Source organism: Dechloromonas sp. ZS-1 (assembly GCF_039649255.1).
Lineage (GTDB): Bacteria > Pseudomonadota > Gammaproteobacteria > Burkholderiales > Rhodocyclaceae > Azonexus.
This window is the reverse complement of the sequence record NZ_JBDIYD010000012.1, coordinates 1-15498: the sequence shown is the minus strand read 5'-3', so window position 1 is coordinate 15498 and position 15498 is coordinate 1. Positions and strand designations below refer to the sequence as shown.

Here is a 15498-nt window from a genome sequence, read left to right as displayed (position 1 = left end):
ATACTTAAAAATCAAATACTTGTGTTTTATTCAGATTGTCAAGTGGCTACGACACCGTCTGACAACACGTTAAAATGCACGGATGTTCATAGATGCCCCCGCCCCCAGCACACCACTCAGTGTCACGGAACTCAATCGACGCGTCCGCGAATGCCTAGAAAGCCGCTTTCCGCTGAGCTGGATCAGCGGTGAAATTTCCAACCTGACCTACGCAGCGTCCGGGCATGTCTACTTTTCCCTGAAGGACAGCCAGGCACAGGTGCGTTGCGTCATGTGGCGGAGCCGGGCGCAACTGCTGGGCTGGCGACTGGAAAACGGCCAGAAGATCGAAGCGCGGGCACTCGTTTCCTTCTACGAACCGCGCGGCGAATTCCAGCTCAACGTGGACGCCGTCCGGCGCGCCGGCCAGGGCGATCTGTTCGAGCGTTTTCTGCGCCTTAAGGCCCAGCTTGAAAACGAGGGCTTATTCGCCGTCGACCGCAAGCGGCCTCTGCCCGCTTTCCCGCGCACACTCGGCATCATCACCAGCCCCCAGGCTGCCGCCCTGCGCGATGTCCTGAGCACGCTCAAACGACGCGCCCCGCACCTCGCCCTGCGCCTCTTCCCCACCCCGGTGCAAGGCGACGGCGCCGGACAGCGCATTGCCGACGCAATCCAGGCAGCCGGGCGCAGCGACTGCGACGTCCTGATTCTCTGCCGGGGCGGCGGCAGTATTGAAGACCTCTGGGCCTTCAATGAAGAAGTCGTGGCCCGCGCCATCAGCGCCTGCCCGATGCCGCTGGTCAGCGGCGTCGGCCACGAAACTGATTTCACCATTGCCGACTTTGCCGCCGATCTGCGCGCGCCCACCCCCACCGCCGCCGCCGAACTGGCAGCGCCGGATCGCGAGCAGCTCCGGCAGCAATTGGCGCAGACGGGGGAGCGCCTCGCCCGCCATCAGGAACGGGGTCTGGCACAGCGCCAGCAAGCCCTCGACTGGCTGGGCGCCCGTCTGCTCCATCCGGCTGAACGGCTGCGCCAACAGAGCCTGCAGGTGCAGGCCTGCGGTCAACGTCTGGCGCTGGCACAAAATCGCAGCCTCGAGCGGCAACAGGCCAGCCTTGCCCGGCTCGAACAGCGCCTGCGCACCGTGCGACCACAAGCCCATCGCCAGCAGGAACGGCTGGCCTACCTGCAACAAGGCCTGCACAACCAGCTCCGCCAGGAACTTTTCGCCCGCCGCACGACACTAAACGGCCTCGAACGCAGCCTGCAGCAACTCAACCCGCATGCAGTCCTGGCCCGGGGCTACGCGCTGGCCCTCGATGCCAACGGACAGGCGATTCGGGATGCCGCCGCACTGCAAACGGGCGACCGCCTGACGCTCTCTTTTGCACGCGGTCAGGCTGCCGCCACGGTGACGCAGGTTGTCGCGCCCCCGGAAGCTGACTAGAATTTTCGTTTCAACCTCGATACCAACAACGGAGAAACCCATGGAACACCAACTGCCCCAGCTGCCGTACGCCAAGGATGCCCTGGCCCCGCACATGTCGGCCGAAACCTTCGACTACCACTACAGCAAGCACCACAATGCCTACGTGGTTAACCTGAACAACCTGATCAAGGGCACCGAATACGAAGCCCTCGACCTCGAAGCCATCGTCAAGAAGGCCCCGGCCGGCGGCATCTACAACAACGCCGCTCAGGTCTGGAACCACACCTTCTTCTGGAACTGCATGAAGCCGAACGGCGGTGGCGCCCCGACCGGTGCCCTGGCCGCTGCCATCGATGCCAAGTGGGGCTCCCTGGACGCCTTCAAGGCTGCCTTCCAGGCTTCCGCCGTCGGCAACTTCGGTTCCGGCTGGACCTGGCTGGTCAAGAAGGCCGACGGTTCCCTCGACATCGTCAACATGGGCGCCGCCGGCACCCCGCTGACCACCGGCGACAAGGCCCTGCTCTGCGTCGACGTCTGGGAACACGCCTACTACATCGACTACCGCAACCTGCGTCCGAAGTTCGTCGAGACCTTCCTGAACAACCTGGTCAACTGGGACTTCGCTGCTGCGAACTTCGCCTGACCAGCCTGCACGGGGCACGCCCCGTCGCATCCAAAAGCCTCCGACATCGGAGGCTTTTTTTATTCCAGGCGTCTTTTTTTCCTCGCCCCATAGCGCCAAAGAAAATCATAATATTGACGATTAATTATCAAATTTGATTACAATTTAAAACAAATACGCCACCTGCCGACCTCGTAAATACCCTGCTTATCTTGCCGGTGATAAACACGTAAGGTAGTCAGATTGACGCCAACCCGGGCAAACTCAAGCGAGTGCGATCTCGCAGCGGAGACACAGAGGGACGCATGAGTAGCACAACGCCGCACTTTCTCACCAACCGGAAGAACTGGCTGCTGTTGCTATTGCTTTGGGCCGGGGCCGTCGGCTGGTCGCTGATGGATCATCTGCAGGACATTCGGGAACACAATGAATCGGTCATCACGGAGAGTGCCCGCAACATGTTCCGGATGGTGGTACTGACCCGTCAGTGGAACTCAGGACATGCCGGTGTATATGTCCCGGTCACCGAAGCCTCTCCGCCCAATCCTTATCTGCAGCACGCCCGCAGGGACATCACGGACAATCACGGACGCCAGCTGACCATGATCAATCCGGCCTACATGACCCGGCAGATCGGGGAATTGGCCAAGCTGGATCAGGGCGTTGTCTTCCGGCTGACCAGCCTGAAGCCAATCAACCCCCTGAATGAACCGGATGACTGGGAGCGCACCGCGCTCCAAGCCTTCGAGAAAGGGCAAAGCGAGTACATCGGCTTTGTTCCCCATGCTGAACTCGGTATGCTGCACCGCTACATGGCCCCGCTGCAGGTGACCGCTCCCTGCCTGAAATGCCATGCCGAACAGGGCTATCGTCTCGGCGATATACGGGGCGGCATCAGCGTGACCCACCGCTACGACCCATTCCTGAATGCAGCCGCTCCCAGCCGCCTGCACGCCTACCTGATGCATGGCGGCGTCTTCGTGATCGTCCTGCTCGCTGTCTGGTGGCTGCTCGAGCAATTGCGGCGCCGCTGGCTGGATCTGCTGGACACCATCGTACAAATCGAAGCCGCACGCAACCAGTTGATTCAGAGCGAGAAAATGGCTTCGCTCGGACGCACGGTGGCGGGTTTTGCCCATGAGATCAACACGCCGATTGGCGTTGCCGTCGGTGCCATCTCGAATAGCGAAGACACCCTGCATCACATCGAAACCTTACTGGACGGCGACGAGGTCAGCGAAGAAGATCTGCGCGCCGCACTCAATACCTTGCGCCAGGGCGATCAACTGGCCAGCAGCAACCTGCGGCGCGCGGCGCGCCTCATTCAATCCTTCAAGCGCACGTCAATCGACCAGAGCTCCGATGAGAACCGTGTATTTTCCCTGCTCGAACTCAATCACGATGTCCTCGCCGCACTTCACAATCAACTGAAACGGCTACCGATCCAGGTCAATCTGAGCTGCCCGGACACGCTGAGCATTTTTGGTTGCCCGGGCCTGCTCGAGCAGTTGCTGACCAATCTGATCATGAACAGCCTGATCCACGCTTTCCCGGATACGCATCCCGGCGGGGAAATCCAGATCACCTGGGCGCGCAGCGGCACGCACCTTACCCTGAACTACCACGACACGGGTCAAGGCATGCCGCCGTCGGTACTGGAAAACATCTTCGAGCCGTTCTTCACCACCCGGCGCAACCAAGGTGGCTCCGGGCTCTCGGTCTCTACATTTGCTACAACATCGTCACCGTTCAATTGCACGGCACGATCCGCTGCGACAGTGCGCCAGGCCAGGGAACACGCTTCCAGGTGGACTTCCCGGCGGAAATCCGGACGCAATAAGTCATGCAGGCATTCATCTGGACCCCCCAATTCGTCACCGGCCTCAGCCGCGTCGATGAGCAGCACCAGCATCTGGTCGACATGGTCAATCAGGTCGGCGACCTGCTACTCAACAACGATTGTGACGAGACGACCCTGCAAGCCCTCTTCGACGATCTTGCGCGTTATGCGACCGAGCACTTCAGCGAAGAAGAAGCGCTGATGGCCCGCTGGGCGGTCGATCCCAGGCATGCGGACCTGCATACCCGGCATCACCGCGAATTTGTCGAACAGTTGGTCAGCATGTGGGAACGCCGGCAGCAAAGCGCCAATGCCCCGGCCTTGCTGCACGGTTTTCTGGCCTCCTGGCTGACCATGCATATTCTCGGAGAAGACCAGCGCATGGCCCGCATGATTGCAGGCATAGAACGCGGTCTCGCGCCTGCGGATGCCTATGCCCAGGAGGTCGACAGCGGCGATCCCGGCATGAGCGCCCTGCTCGGCGCCCTGTATCAGTTGTATGGCATGCTGGCAAAACAAAACCGGGAACTACAGGAGAGCAATCTGCGGCTTGAAGAAAAAGTGGCCGAGCGCACCCAGCGCCTGGCTCAAGCCAATACGCAACTCCAGAAGGAACAGGCCGACCTCAAGGCCGCCTTGCGCCAGATCGAAGCCAGCAGCCAGCAACTCCTGAATGCCGAAAAAATGGCCTCACTGGCACGCCTGATCGCCGGGTTTGCCCACGAAATGAATACACCCCTCGGGGTCGCAGTCGGCGCCACCAGCAATGCCGATCTGGTGCTCGCCCGGATAGACAGCCTGCTCGCAGGCGACGAAGTCGACGCCGATGTCCTGCAGGCCAACCTCGAGACATTGCGCGAAGGCAACCGCCTGGCCACCAGCAACCTGCGCCGCGCCGGTGAACTGGTTCAGAGAATCAAACAGAGCTCGCTCGAGCAGGATACGCTGAGCGAGCAACACTTTTCGTTACGTGCCTGCATCGAAGATGTCCTGACCGGACTGAAGCGCGAACTGAACCAGCGGGGTGTCAGCGTCACCCTGAATTGCCCGCCCAACCTGATGCTGAACAGCCTGCCCGGTCTTTACGAGCAGATCTTCATGACGCTGATCGACAACGCCTTGCACCACGCTTTTCCGGCCGGCCATCCCGGCCCGCACATCGAACTGACCGTCACCCGTGCAGGACAGCACCTGCAGATGCTCTGCCAGGACAACGGGCAAGGCATGACGCACGACATCGCAGCACACGTTTTCGAGCCTTTTTTCACCACACAACGCAGCCAGGGACGCCCCGGCCTGGGACTCTATCTGTGCTACACCCTGGTGGCGAGCAAACTGGGGGGAAGCATTGAGTGCGACAGCGCCCCCGGCCATGGCACTCGCTTTACGCTCTCCATCCCCTTCAACGCGCCTGAAGGTATCGCATGAAACTGATCCGGAACACCCCGACGCCCGATCCGGGCAGCACCAGCAGGGAGGTGCCTGCGCGCCACTCCTGGAAGATTCTGGTGGTCGATGACGAAGCCGACATTCGGGCACTGACCCGTCTCAACCTGAAAGGCTTCACCTTCGATGGTCGTGAACTCGAGTTCATCGAAGCCGCCTCGGCCGAAGAAGCGCGTCAGCGCCTGAACGAACACCGCGATATTGCCGTCGCCCTGATCGATGTCGTCATGGAAACCGACGATGCCGGCTTGCGCCTCGTGGAGTACATTCGCCAGACTCTGGGCAACAAGATGATCCGTCTGGTCATCCGCACCGGCCAGCCCGGTGTTGCGCCGGAACGCTTCGTCATCGACAACTTCGACATCGACGATTACAAGGACAAAACGGAGTTGACCGCCACCCGGCTCTACACCACCGTACGTTCCGCCATCAAAGGCTATCGCGACCTCAAAACCATCGACCTCAACCGCATTGGTCTGTCGCGCGTACTGCATGCTGCGCCCGACCTGTACAAGATTTCCAATGCATCCCTGAACGCGTTTTTTGAAGGGGTCCTGACCCAGATCATCGGCCTCTGCAACCTGGCAGATGTGGGCTTCATTTCAACCGTCGATGGCATGCTGGCGACGGTCGACGGGCGTGACATCACCGTTCACGCCACGACCGGACACGTCACCGATCAGCAACGCCTGGCCGAAATCCGGCAGTCCTGCATCCAGGCCCTGGATAGTGGCGTCCTGCCTGCTCTGGTACGCCAGAACGGACTGGTTGTCCCGCTGCAGATAAAGGGAGACCGCGTCGGGTTTGTCTATGTCGAGCCGACCCGTCATCTCACCGAGGACGACATTCACCTGCTCATGATCATGGCGCAGCAATGCTCGAGCGCCCTGGAAAATCTTCGCCTCCACCTCGACTTGCAGAGCGCCTACGACGACGCGATCGACATGCTGGCTGAAATTGCCGAATTCAAGGACAAGACCACCGGCGGCCATGTCAAACGAATCGACGCCTACACCTGTCTGGTCGCGCAGGAAATGGGCATCCCGGCCGATCAGGCCGTCGCCTACGGCAAAGCCAGCCGCCTGCACGACGTCGGCAAGATCGGCATACCGGACGACATCCTGCGCAAGCCCGGCAAACTGACACCGGAAGAATTCGAGGTCATGAAGACCCACGTCAATATCGGCGCCAGCATCCTCTCCCATAATCCGGCCCTGGCCATGGCGCGGGAGGTGGCGCAATCCCACCACGAACGCTGGGATGGCACCGGCTACCCCAGCGGCCGCCCGGCCAGCGAAGTCTCCCTGCTGACGCGCATCGTTTCCGTCGTCGATGTCTTTGATGCCCTGCTCAGCCGCCGCCCCTACAAAGACCCCTGGTCGATTCGGGAGGCCGCTGCCGCCATCGAGGCCGGTGCCGGCACCCAGTTTGACCCCGCGGTGGTCGACGCCTTCCTGAAACTCCTGCGCCGCGGCGATCTGCAAACGCTGATCGAATCCGCCCAGCGCAACAATGAACGTCCCATCCACTGATTTCCGGCCATGTTGCCTTTGCCCATCCACATGACCTGTCTCCCTCTCCACGGCCTTCGAGGCCACCCATGAAGCTGGTCCGCAAAAACAACGGTGAAATGCCCTCACCGAACGGAGATGCTGCGCCCTGGCATGTCCTGGTTGCCGACGATGACGCCGATGTCCGCGCCCTGACCCGCCTGAACCTCAAAGGCTTCCGCTTCGACGGACGCCCCCTCGCCCTGCTCGAGGCAGCCAGTGCAGCAGAAGCGAAGCAACTGCTGGCAGAACATGATGACATCGCCCTGGCCCTGATCGATGTCGTCATGGAAAGCGACGATGCCGGTTTGCGGCTGGTCGAACACATTCGCCAGGAACGTGCCGATCCGTTCATCCGCTTGGTCATCCGGACCGGGCAACCCGGCATGGCTCCGGAGCGTTTCGTCATCGACAATTTCGACATCGATGACTACAAGGACAAAACCGAGCTCACCTCAGCACGGCTGTACACGACCGTCCGCTCAGCGATCAAGTCCTACCGCGATCTGAAAACCCTGGAGCACAATCGGGCAGCACTCAGCACCCTGCTTGCCGCACGGGAGAAAGACCATCAGGCGCTGGAAGCAGCCCTGCTCAGTACCGAGCGCTTTCGGCATGCGCTCGATAATGTGCCGGCCTACGTGTACATGAAAGATGCGGAGAGTCGCTACACCTACGCCAACCAGCCAACGCTGAAGCTGTTTGGCTGCGATCAAACCGGACTCGTCGGCCGGGCGGACAGCCAGTTTTTCCCGACGGAAACCGCAACCCGCTTGCGTCAGATCGACCTGAAGGTCCTTGCCGGTCAAGATACGACCGAGGAAATCGAGGTCAACGCCGACACATCGGCACGACGGGTGTATTGGGAAGTCAAAACCCCGGTATACAAGGATCTTGAGAAAACCGAGGTGATCGGTATCTGCGGTATTTCAACCGACATCACCGCCCTGCGCGACTATCAGAAACAACTGGAATTCAACGCCCACTACGATCCCCTGACCGGCCTGGCCAACCGGGTCCTGCTGGTCGACCGCATCGAGCGGGCGATCACGCAAAGCGCCCGGCGCGGGCATGCCATCGCCCTTGTCTACATGGATCTCGACGGTTTCAAGCAGATCAACGACAGCCTGGGGCACGATGCCGGGGACCAACTGCTCATCGCGCTGGCACGCCGCATGTCGGATGTCCTGCGTCAGGGCGATACCCTGGCACGCATCGGCGGTGACGAATTTGTTGCCCTGCTCATGGACATCCCCTCACCGCGCGACTGCGACCCGATTTTGGGCCGCCTCCTTGCCGCAGCAGCCAGCCCCGTCGCCATCGGCACGCAAACCGTACAAGTCTCGGCCAGCCTGGGCGTCACACTCTACCCCGGCGACGCCTCAGATGCCGACCTGCTGCTCCGGCATGCCGACCAGGCCATGTACCAGGCCAAGAAAAGCGGAAAGAACCGTTATCGCTGGTACGACACCCATACAAATCAGGTGCCCTGAGCAAGCACTTTCAGTGGGCCAGGATGGCTGGCAAAAAGACTTCCGTCACCAACACCGCCTGACCATCCAGCGCATGCACGGAGCGCCGGGCCCAGAGTTCGGCGGGGGGATCATTCAGCGCGGCCGCCGACACGGCCCGGGCAAACAAGGGGTGGCGACGGTCTACCCGGATGAACTCCAGCGGGCCGCGCTGAAACCCCGGGTGTGTAAACAACAGGGAGCCCAGCGAGCGGTTGCCAAGGCGGGCCAGCCAGCGGCTCAGGCGCCCGTGTCCGGCGGTCGACAGCATGGTATGGGCAAAAATCACCGGCACGCCATCGCACTCCAGCAGCACCTCGCGCACATGGGCTGGCAGGTGTGCGGGGCCCAGCCAGGCGGCCTCGTCGGGCAAGGGCTTACCCAGTCGATAGGTCAGCAGGCGGACACGAAAGGTCGTCGCCATGCGCTGGCAACGCGCCGTCAGCGACCCCGTTTCAAGGAGCCAGGAACGCAAGGCGGGCAGCGGCGCCCCCCGTAACAAGCGGCGGCGCCAATGACTACGGGCAATCACGGGCGGTTGGGTGCCTTGTCGAGGCCGCCCAGACGCGTCCCCGGCTTGATACCGCGCTGAGCGAACCAGCCACGGTTCATTTCCAGCGCGAAACGGGCCGGACGGCGCGCACAGTGGTTATCCTCGGTTTGCGGCTGCATGTCCTCGATATTGATGATCACCCCATCCTGATCGAGAAAGGCCACCGAAAGCGGAATGAAGGTATTGCGCATCCACATGCAGTAGGTGTTCGGCTGCGGGAAGACAAATAACATCCCGGCATGCTGTGCCATGCTGCGGCGGTGCATCAAGCCGGTCTGACGGTCCGCATCGTTCGCCGCGACCTCGGCATCAATACGGAACATGCCGAGATTGAGTTCCATACGCGGCATGTCGGCATTCGCCAGCGTGGCCGCGAGGGCCAGCAGGCAGGCAGAAGCAAATTTTTTCATCATCGTGTTCGATCAGTGCAGGCGGTGGGTGCGCGGCGCTTTGGCTGCCCCCCCCTTTTTCGCCAGAGGAGGTTTGGCCGCCTTGTTCGCTTGCGTCGCTTTCATCGGCGCATGCTTGGCCTGTGCTTTGCGGGCGCTGGCTTTGGCCGGCGATTTTTTGGCCTGCGCCTTGAGTACAGGCTGCTTTTTCTTCAGGCCAGCCGGCTTGGCGGCGGGGGCTTTGGCGGCCGCAGCCTTGCTGGCGCTGTGCTTGCCCGCAGGAGCCGGATGGCGCGGTGCGGCATCGGCCAGCAGGGTCACGGCAGACAGCGAGGCCGTCAGTGCAATGGCAATGATTTTTTTCATGGTGTTTTTCTCCCTTGGCGCGGTGTGGACGGGGGTGCCAGATCCGCGAAGCTCGCCTCGAAGCGACGCCATTCGCCGGGTTGCAGGCCATCCAGAGTCAGCCGCCCCACGGCGTGGCGAATCAGGCGGAGCGTAGGATAGCCGATGGCCGCTGTCATTCGCCTGACCTGCCGGTTTTTCCCCTCGCTGATCTGGATTTCCAGCCAGGAGGTCGGGATCGCTGCCCGGTAGCGGATCGGTGGGGTGCGTTCCCAAAGCGCATCCGGCGCTTCGATCTGACGCACCTTGGCCGGCTTGGCCTTGAAATCGGATAACTGAATCCCGGCCCGCAGACGATCCAGCGCCGCCTCGTCCGGTATGCCTTCGACCTGCGCCCAGTAGGTTTTTTCCAGCTTGAAACGCGGGTCGGCAATGCGTGCCTGCAGCGCACCATCATCGGTCAGCAGGAGCAGCCCTTCACTGTCCGCATCCAGCCGCCCGGCCACATAGACATCCTTGATCGGGATGAACTCGTTGAGCGCCCGCCACTTGCCCTCCGGCGTAAACTGGCTGAGGACACCATAAGGCTTGTTCAGGACGACCAGGGTGGACACAAACGTAGACTCGCAACGGCAAAGGTGGATTTTCGCCGATTTTCAGCGTCGACCGTAGCCCTCAGTGATAAAAGGCATAGGCAATCAAAATGGCGCCGACCAGCCCGACCAGATCGGCAATCAGCCCGCCGGCCACGGCATAACGGGTCTTGGTCACGCCCACGCTGCCGAAATACACCGCCAGCACATAGAAGGTGGTTTCCGTGGAGCCCTGGATGATGGCGGCCAGCCGCCCTTCGAAGGAATTGACGCCATAGGTCGTCATCACATCGACCATCAGGCCGCGCGCCCCGCTGCCCGACAAGGTTTTCATCAGCCCGACCGGCAAGGCCGGGACAAAATCCGCATTCAGCCCCAAGGCCAGCACCGCGCTGCGGATCAGCTCGACCAGATAACTCATGCAACCGGTGCTGCGAAACACGGAAATCGCCGCCAGCATCGCCACCAGATACGGAATGATCTGGACGGCCACGCCAAAGCCCTCCTTGGCACCCTCGACGAAACTTTCATAGACATCGATGCCCCGCCATGCGGCCACACCGACGAAGAGCACGATCAAGGAAACGATGATCCCGCTGCCGAGCAGCCCGATCATGCGCGCCATCTCATCCGGCGGCAGGCTGCCCAGCCAGAGATACAAGCCCCCCATCAGGGCGGCGAAACCGGCGAAGAAGGCCAGCACGGGCCGGCAAAAGAGGTTGATGCGCTGCCACATGGCCACCGCCACCAGGCCTGCACAGAATGAGACGAAAGTCCCGAGCAGGGTCGGCAGGAAAATATCCGCCGCATTGAAGCCGATCAGTCCTTCCTTCAAGGCCAGGCTTTGCCGGATCGCGATCACCGAAGTCGGAATCAGCGTGATCCCCGCCGTGTTGAGGACGAGGAACATGATCATCGGATTGCTCGCCGTCTCCTTCTGCGGATTGATCTCCTGCAACTCGCGCATGGCTTTCAGGCCAAGCGGCGTCGCGGCATTGTCCAGGCCGAGCAGGTTGGCCGAAAAATTCATGACAATGCTGCCACTGGCCGGATGGCCGGTCGGGATCTCCGGAAAGACCCGTCGAAAAAACGGCGCCAGGGCCCGCCCGAACACCTCGATCAGCCCCCCGCGCTCGCCAATCTTCATGATGCCCAGCCACAGGCTCATCATCCCGATCAGGCCGAGCGCAATCTCGACGCTGGTCTTGGCCGAGTCGAACAAGCCATTCAGGACCCGCGAAAAAATGTCGAGATCGCCCTGCACCGTCTGCACCAGCGCAGCGGCAAAGCCGACAAGAATGAAAGCAACCCAGATCCGGTTCAGCACAATGAGGCGGGCAAGATGCCGATCAGTAGAAAGCAGGCAGTCTAACGGCGGCAGCCCGGGCTGTCAGCCCTGCCCCCGGCTCAAAGTGCGCGCCCCGGCCTCTTCAGGCCGGGCGCAGCCAGCCCAGCAATTCGTCCTTGCTGGGCATGCGCCCGGAAACCAGCACCTGCTCATCCACCACCAGCGCCGGCGTGGTCATGATCGGATAGGCCATGATGCGGTCCATCTCGCGCACATGCTCGAAGCTGGCATCAAGCCCGAGTTCGGCCACTGCCTCGCGGGTCAGTTGTTCCAGTCGGTTGCACTTGGCACACCCGCTGCCGAGAATCTTGATCAACATGTCGTTTCTCCCCTGGCCGCGCGACGGCGGCCTTCAATCAGATGCAGCACGCCGACGACGCCGGCGACAAACCCCAGCACCACCGCAGCCAGTTGCCAGGCGGGCATGCCATCCACCCAGGCCCCATAGGTCAAACCGGCCACCGTGGAAAACAGCGCCACCAGTCCGACGTAGGTCCAGGCCCGCAGCTTGCCGATGATCGCTGCCGTAATCAGGATACTCTGCAGCGACAGTTCCGGGTCGGCCATCAGGTAGGCAATCAACGGCCCCGGATGCATGCCGAGCGACAGGAACATCTTGGCAATCGGCACCTCGACCAACGTCGGGAAATACATGAAGACGCCAAAGAGCACGCCACTCAGGTTGGCCAGCAGGGTATTGGCACCGGCCAGCGCACGAATCCACTCCGGCTGGATGAACACCCGGATCACCCCGACCAGAAACACGCCGACGATGAGCAGCGGGAAAATCTGCTTCACGAAGCGCCAGGTTTCCCACAGCCACTGCTGGACGTCCCAGACATCGAACCGGCGGGCCAGCGGGATCAGCACCAGCGCACAGACGGCGACCGCCAGCGTGCGCCCGGTCAGGCTGACCAGCAGGCCGGCGGCGTCAACCCGGACGCCGAGCGCGGCAACGATCAGGGTCAGCACGGTCAGCCCCAAAGCCAGCGGCGTCAGGCGATTGAAACCGGCGTCGTCCGTCCCCAGCCCCCGCCAGGCCACCGCGCCGATCATCGCCAGCAGGCCGATCAGCAACGCGCCCTGCAGACTCAAACCCTCTGCCCCGATGGCTTCATTGACCGGAACCCACCGATCCAGCGTCTGCTGCACCCCGGCCGCACCCGACCACGGCAACTCGAAGGCAAACACCACGCTTTTGAACAGATCCAGCTTCAAGGTCCCGGCCAAGAGCAGCGCCACCAGCATGCCGATGAAGGCCAGGGTCTTGCCCGGCACGCCGCCGGCATCGGCGAAGGTGGCCGCATCGCCGAGTCGGGCCACGTCGGCTTCGCGAAAGAGGATGGCCATGATCATGCCGATGCCGATCCCGAAAGCCAGCGCAAGCAGGATGCGGGCAATCGCGAACTCCGCCCCGAGCGCAACGCCGGTATAGGCCAGCGCCAGGATATTGGCGGCCGGTGCGAAGAACAGGAAGGTGATGGCCGGCCCAAGCCCTGCCCCTTTTTTATAGATACCGGCAAACAAGGGCTGGATGGTGCAGGAGCACACCGCCAGCAGGCTGCCGGCACCGGCCGCCGCCGAGTAGGACATCCACTTGGGCGCCGTCGGCCCGAGAAAGCGGATGATCGCCTGCTGCGGCACCAGCGCCGATAAAGCACCGGCGATGAAAAAGGCCGGCACCAGGCAGAGCAGCACATGCGCTGCCAGATATGAAGCCAGGCTGTCGAGGCCGCCTTGCAGGGCCAGCATCAGGCCATCCATGATCGACTCCTTTTCTGTCCCCGAGGGGCGTTGACCGTGTTCTTCGCTTACCTTGCTTCGTACCAGCCCTTGCTGGCATTGACCACCTTGACCACCAGCAGCATCACCGGCACCTCGATCAGTACGCCGACCACCGTGGCGAGCGCCGCCCCCGACTCGAAACCGAACAGGCTGATTGCGGCCGCGACCGCCAGTTCGAAGAAGTTGGAGGCACCGATCAGCGCCGACGGGCAAGCGACATTGTGTTTCTCGCCCACCGCCCGGTTCAGCCAGTACGCCAGCGCCGAGTTGAAAAACACCTGGATCAGGATGGGGATGGCCAGCAGCGCGATGACCAGCGGCTGCCTGAGAATGGCCTCGCCCTGGAAGGCGAAAAGCAGCACCAGCGTGGCCAGCAGGGCCGTGATCGACCACGGGCCGATCTTGGCCATCGCAGCATCGAACGCTGCCTGCCCCTGGGCCAGCAGCGCCTTGCGCCACCATTGGGCAAGCGCCACCGGGATCACGATGTAGAGCACCACCGAGGTCAGCAGCGTATCCCAAGGCACGGTGATGGCCGACAGGCCAAGCAGGAAGGCCACCAACGGGGCGAAGGCGACCACCATGATCGTGTCGTTCAAGGCCACCTGCGACAGCGTAAACAGCGGGTCGCCATTCGACAGCCGGCTCCAGACGAAGACCATCGCAGTACAGGGCGCTGCTGCCAGCAGAATCAGGCCGGCGATGTAGCTGTCGAGTTGGTCGGCCGGCAACAGCGGCGCAAACAGGTTGCGCACGAACAACCAGCCGAGGAAAGCCATCGAGAACGGCTTGACCAGCCAATTGACGAACAGCGTCACGCCAATCCCGCGCACATGCTGCTTCACTTCATGCAGCGCACCGAAATCGACCTTGACCAGCATCGGGATGATCATCACCCAGATCAGCAGACCGACCGGCAGATTGACCTGCGCCACCTCCAGCCGACCGATGGCCTGGAAGACGCCGGGTGCCAGCTGGCCCAGGGCAATCCCGGCGACGATACAGAGGCCGACCCAGACCGTCAGATAGCGCTCAAAAACGCTCATCGGTGCGCCGGCTGCCGCCTTGGTGGTGATTTCACATTGTGCCGACATCAGGCTTCCCCCAGACCCAACGCTGCCCGTACTGCCGGCACCAGGCGGGCGCGGATGTCGTCGCGGACGGCAACAAAGCTGGCCAGCGGTTCGCCGTGCGGATCGTGGAAAGGCAGATGAATGCGCGCTACCGGCCGCGGAAAGACCGGACAGGTTTCCTTGGCGTTGTCACACACGCTGACCACCAGGTCGATTGCCTCGTCCATCACGGCCTCGACGTCCTTGGGGTGCAACCCCGCGGTCGGCAGGCCGGCCAGACGCAGCGCCTCGATCGCGCCGTCGGCGACCTTGGGCTGCGGCCGGGTACCGGCGGAAATGCCGCGCACCAGCCCGGCCAGATCGTGATTGAGGATGGCTTCGCCCATTTGCGAGCGACAGGAATTGCCGGTGCACAGCACCAGCACAGTTTTCAACGTGGACATCAGGGTTTCTCCAGATCGGCGCGACGCTTTTCAATCGTGTCGCAGCAGGCGGTTTTCGGCAGGCAGGCTTCGCCCTGGCAGCAATTGCGGGTCAGGAAGGCGATCAGTTCATCCATCGTCGCGTAGCTCGCGGCGTAACGGATAAAGCGGCTCTCCCGCGTCCCGGCGATCAGCCCCACCCGGCTCAGGTGCGCCAGATGAAAAGAGAGCGTTGCGGGGGCCATCCCCAGTTGCTCGCCAATCGCGCTCGCCGTCGCCCCGCCCGGCCCGGCTTCGACCAGCAGACGAAAGATGGCAAGGCGGGACTCATGTCCAAGGGCAGCCAGCAGTTCAGCAGCATTCAGTGTTTCCATATTTCGAGTATTATCGAAATATGGAATTAAGTCCAGCCTGCTCACGCAATCCTGTTTCCCCCTGTAGGTTGACGCAGTTAGTAAACAACGTGCCGGGTTACTGAAAAACTGCTGCCGTAGACAATGAACAATTTGCTGCAGCAGGCAGGCAACTTATCGGCCAAAACGGCCGTTGGCCCATCGACCGTTGTCAGGCAGCAATCTGGCGCAGACCTGCCCTTCAGCGCCCGGCG

The 15498-nt window shown here is 62.1% G+C and carries 15 protein-coding genes and 1 pseudogene; 6 read left to right on the top strand and 10 right to left on the bottom strand.

Going from position 1 to position 15498, the window contains the following annotated elements; genetic code table 11:
• The first annotated feature begins 82 nt into the window (after positions 1-82).
• From xseA to AACO21_RS13400, 6 genes and pseudogenes are all read left to right on the top strand, one after another.
• Entirely contained in the window at positions 83-1432 is a 1350-nt protein-coding gene (gene xseA / locus AACO21_RS13425; protein WP_346193035.1) for an exodeoxyribonuclease VII large subunit, read from the top strand.
• 40 nt (positions 1433-1472) lie between these two features.
• On the top strand, positions 1473-2057 hold the full coding sequence (locus AACO21_RS13420; protein ID WP_346193034.1) for a Fe-Mn family superoxide dismutase: 585 nt from the start codon (positions 1473-1475) through the stop codon (positions 2055-2057).
• Between the two features lie 284 nt (positions 2058-2341).
• Positions 2342-3751 (top strand): annotated as a pseudogene (locus AACO21_RS13415) (DUF3365 domain-containing protein); the annotation flags it as partial.
• Positions 3752-3879: 128 nt separating this feature from the next.
• Complete coding sequence (locus tag AACO21_RS13410) at positions 3880-5304, top strand: bacteriohemerythrin (RefSeq protein WP_346193033.1); 1425 nt, start codon at positions 3880-3882, stop codon at positions 5302-5304.
• Positions 5301-6854, top strand: a complete 1554-nt coding sequence (locus AACO21_RS13405; protein ID WP_346193032.1) for an HD domain-containing phosphohydrolase — start codon at positions 5301-5303, stop codon at positions 6852-6854. The genes AACO21_RS13410 and AACO21_RS13405 overlap by 4 nt, the downstream gene beginning before the upstream one ends.
• A gap of 68 nt (positions 6855-6922) precedes the next feature.
• Positions 6923-8365: a diguanylate cyclase gene (locus tag AACO21_RS13400; protein ID WP_346193031.1), complete on the top strand. Its 1443-nt coding sequence runs from the start codon at positions 6923-6925 to the stop codon at positions 8363-8365.
• Between the two features lie 10 nt (positions 8366-8375).
• Here AACO21_RS13400 and AACO21_RS13395 read toward each other — a convergent pair whose 3' ends face one another.
• The 10 genes from AACO21_RS13395 to AACO21_RS13350 all read right to left on the bottom strand — a co-directional run bounded on the left by AACO21_RS13395 (position 8376) and on the right by AACO21_RS13350 (position 15265).
• Positions 8376-8915, bottom strand: coding sequence for a chorismate lyase (locus AACO21_RS13395; RefSeq protein ID WP_346193030.1), 540 nt, complete (start codon positions 8913-8915; stop codon positions 8376-8378).
• Entirely contained in the window at positions 8912-9346 is a 435-nt protein-coding gene (locus tag AACO21_RS13390) for a DUF192 domain-containing protein (RefSeq protein ID WP_346193087.1), read from the bottom strand. The genes AACO21_RS13395 and AACO21_RS13390 overlap by 4 nt, the downstream gene beginning before the upstream one ends.
• 12 nt (positions 9347-9358) lie before the next feature.
• Entirely contained in the window at positions 9359-9691 is a 333-nt protein-coding gene (locus tag AACO21_RS13385; RefSeq protein ID WP_346193029.1) for a hypothetical protein, read from the bottom strand.
• Positions 9688-10284: a pseudouridine synthase gene (locus tag AACO21_RS13380; RefSeq protein WP_346193028.1), complete on the bottom strand. Its 597-nt coding sequence runs from the start codon at positions 10282-10284 to the stop codon at positions 9688-9690. Before AACO21_RS13380 ends, AACO21_RS13385 begins: the two co-directional genes overlap by 4 nt.
• A 61-nt stretch (positions 10285-10345) precedes the next feature.
• The gene (locus tag AACO21_RS13375) at positions 10346-11590 is read right to left on the bottom strand and encodes a nucleoside recognition domain-containing protein (RefSeq protein ID WP_346193027.1); all 1245 of its coding nucleotides are present in this window, start codon (positions 11588-11590) and stop codon (positions 10346-10348) included.
• A gap of 103 nt (positions 11591-11693) precedes the next feature.
• Positions 11694-11930: a thioredoxin family protein gene (locus AACO21_RS13370; RefSeq protein ID WP_346193026.1), complete on the bottom strand. Its 237-nt coding sequence runs from the start codon at positions 11928-11930 to the stop codon at positions 11694-11696.
• A complete protein-coding gene (locus tag AACO21_RS13365; RefSeq protein ID WP_346193025.1) occupies positions 11924-13375 on the bottom strand; it encodes a permease in 1452 nt (483 codons plus the stop codon). Before AACO21_RS13365 ends, AACO21_RS13370 begins: the two co-directional genes overlap by 7 nt.
• 47 nt (positions 13376-13422) lie before the next feature.
• On the bottom strand, positions 13423-14490 hold the full coding sequence (gene arsB, locus AACO21_RS13360; protein ID WP_346193024.1) for an ACR3 family arsenite efflux transporter: 1068 nt from the start codon (positions 14488-14490) through the stop codon (positions 13423-13425).
• Positions 14490-14912 (bottom strand): arsenate reductase ArsC, encoded by a 423-nt coding sequence (locus tag AACO21_RS13355; RefSeq protein WP_346193023.1) that lies wholly within the window; start codon positions 14910-14912, stop codon positions 14490-14492. The genes arsB and AACO21_RS13355 overlap by 1 nt, the downstream gene beginning before the upstream one ends.
• Positions 14912-15265 carry a metalloregulator ArsR/SmtB family transcription factor gene (locus AACO21_RS13350; protein WP_346193022.1) on the bottom strand — a complete coding sequence of 118 codons (354 nt, stop codon included), beginning with the start codon at positions 15263-15265 and terminating at the stop codon, positions 14912-14914. The genes AACO21_RS13355 and AACO21_RS13350 overlap by 1 nt, the downstream gene beginning before the upstream one ends.
• Between the last annotated feature and the right edge of the window lie 233 nt (positions 15266-15498).

Excerpts from the sequence above, each read along its gene's own strand:
- xseA (WP_346193035.1), top strand. The coding sequence starts at position 83 with ATGTTCATAGATGCCCCCGCCCCCAGCACACCACTCAGTGTCACGGAA.
- AACO21_RS13420 (WP_346193034.1), top strand. The coding sequence starts at position 1,473 with ATGGAACACCAACTGCCCCAGCTGCCGTACGCCAAGGATGCCCTGGCC.
- AACO21_RS13410 (WP_346193033.1), top strand. The coding sequence starts at position 3,880 with ATGCAGGCATTCATCTGGACCCCCCAATTCGTCACCGGCCTCAGCCGC.
- AACO21_RS13405 (WP_346193032.1), top strand. The coding sequence starts at position 5,301 with ATGAAACTGATCCGGAACACCCCGACGCCCGATCCGGGCAGCACCAGC.
- AACO21_RS13400 (WP_346193031.1), top strand. The coding sequence starts at position 6,923 with ATGAAGCTGGTCCGCAAAAACAACGGTGAAATGCCCTCACCGAACGGA.
- AACO21_RS13390 (WP_346193087.1), bottom strand. The coding sequence starts at position 9,346 with ATGAAAAAATTTGCTTCTGCCTGCCTGCTGGCCCTCGCGGCCACGCTG.
- AACO21_RS13385 (WP_346193029.1), bottom strand. The coding sequence starts at position 9,691 with ATGAAAAAAATCATTGCCATTGCACTGACGGCCTCGCTGTCTGCCGTG.
- AACO21_RS13370 (WP_346193026.1), bottom strand. The coding sequence starts at position 11,930 with ATGTTGATCAAGATTCTCGGCAGCGGGTGTGCCAAGTGCAACCGACTG.
- AACO21_RS13365 (WP_346193025.1), bottom strand. The coding sequence starts at position 13,375 with ATGGATGGCCTGATGCTGGCCCTGCAAGGCGGCCTCGACAGCCTGGCT.
- arsB (WP_346193024.1), bottom strand. The coding sequence starts at position 14,490 with ATGTCGGCACAATGTGAAATCACCACCAAGGCGGCAGCCGGCGCACCG.
- AACO21_RS13355 (WP_346193023.1), bottom strand. The coding sequence starts at position 14,912 with ATGTCCACGTTGAAAACTGTGCTGGTGCTGTGCACCGGCAATTCCTGT.
- AACO21_RS13350 (WP_346193022.1), bottom strand. The coding sequence starts at position 15,265 with ATGGAAACACTGAATGCTGCTGAACTGCTGGCTGCCCTTGGACATGAG.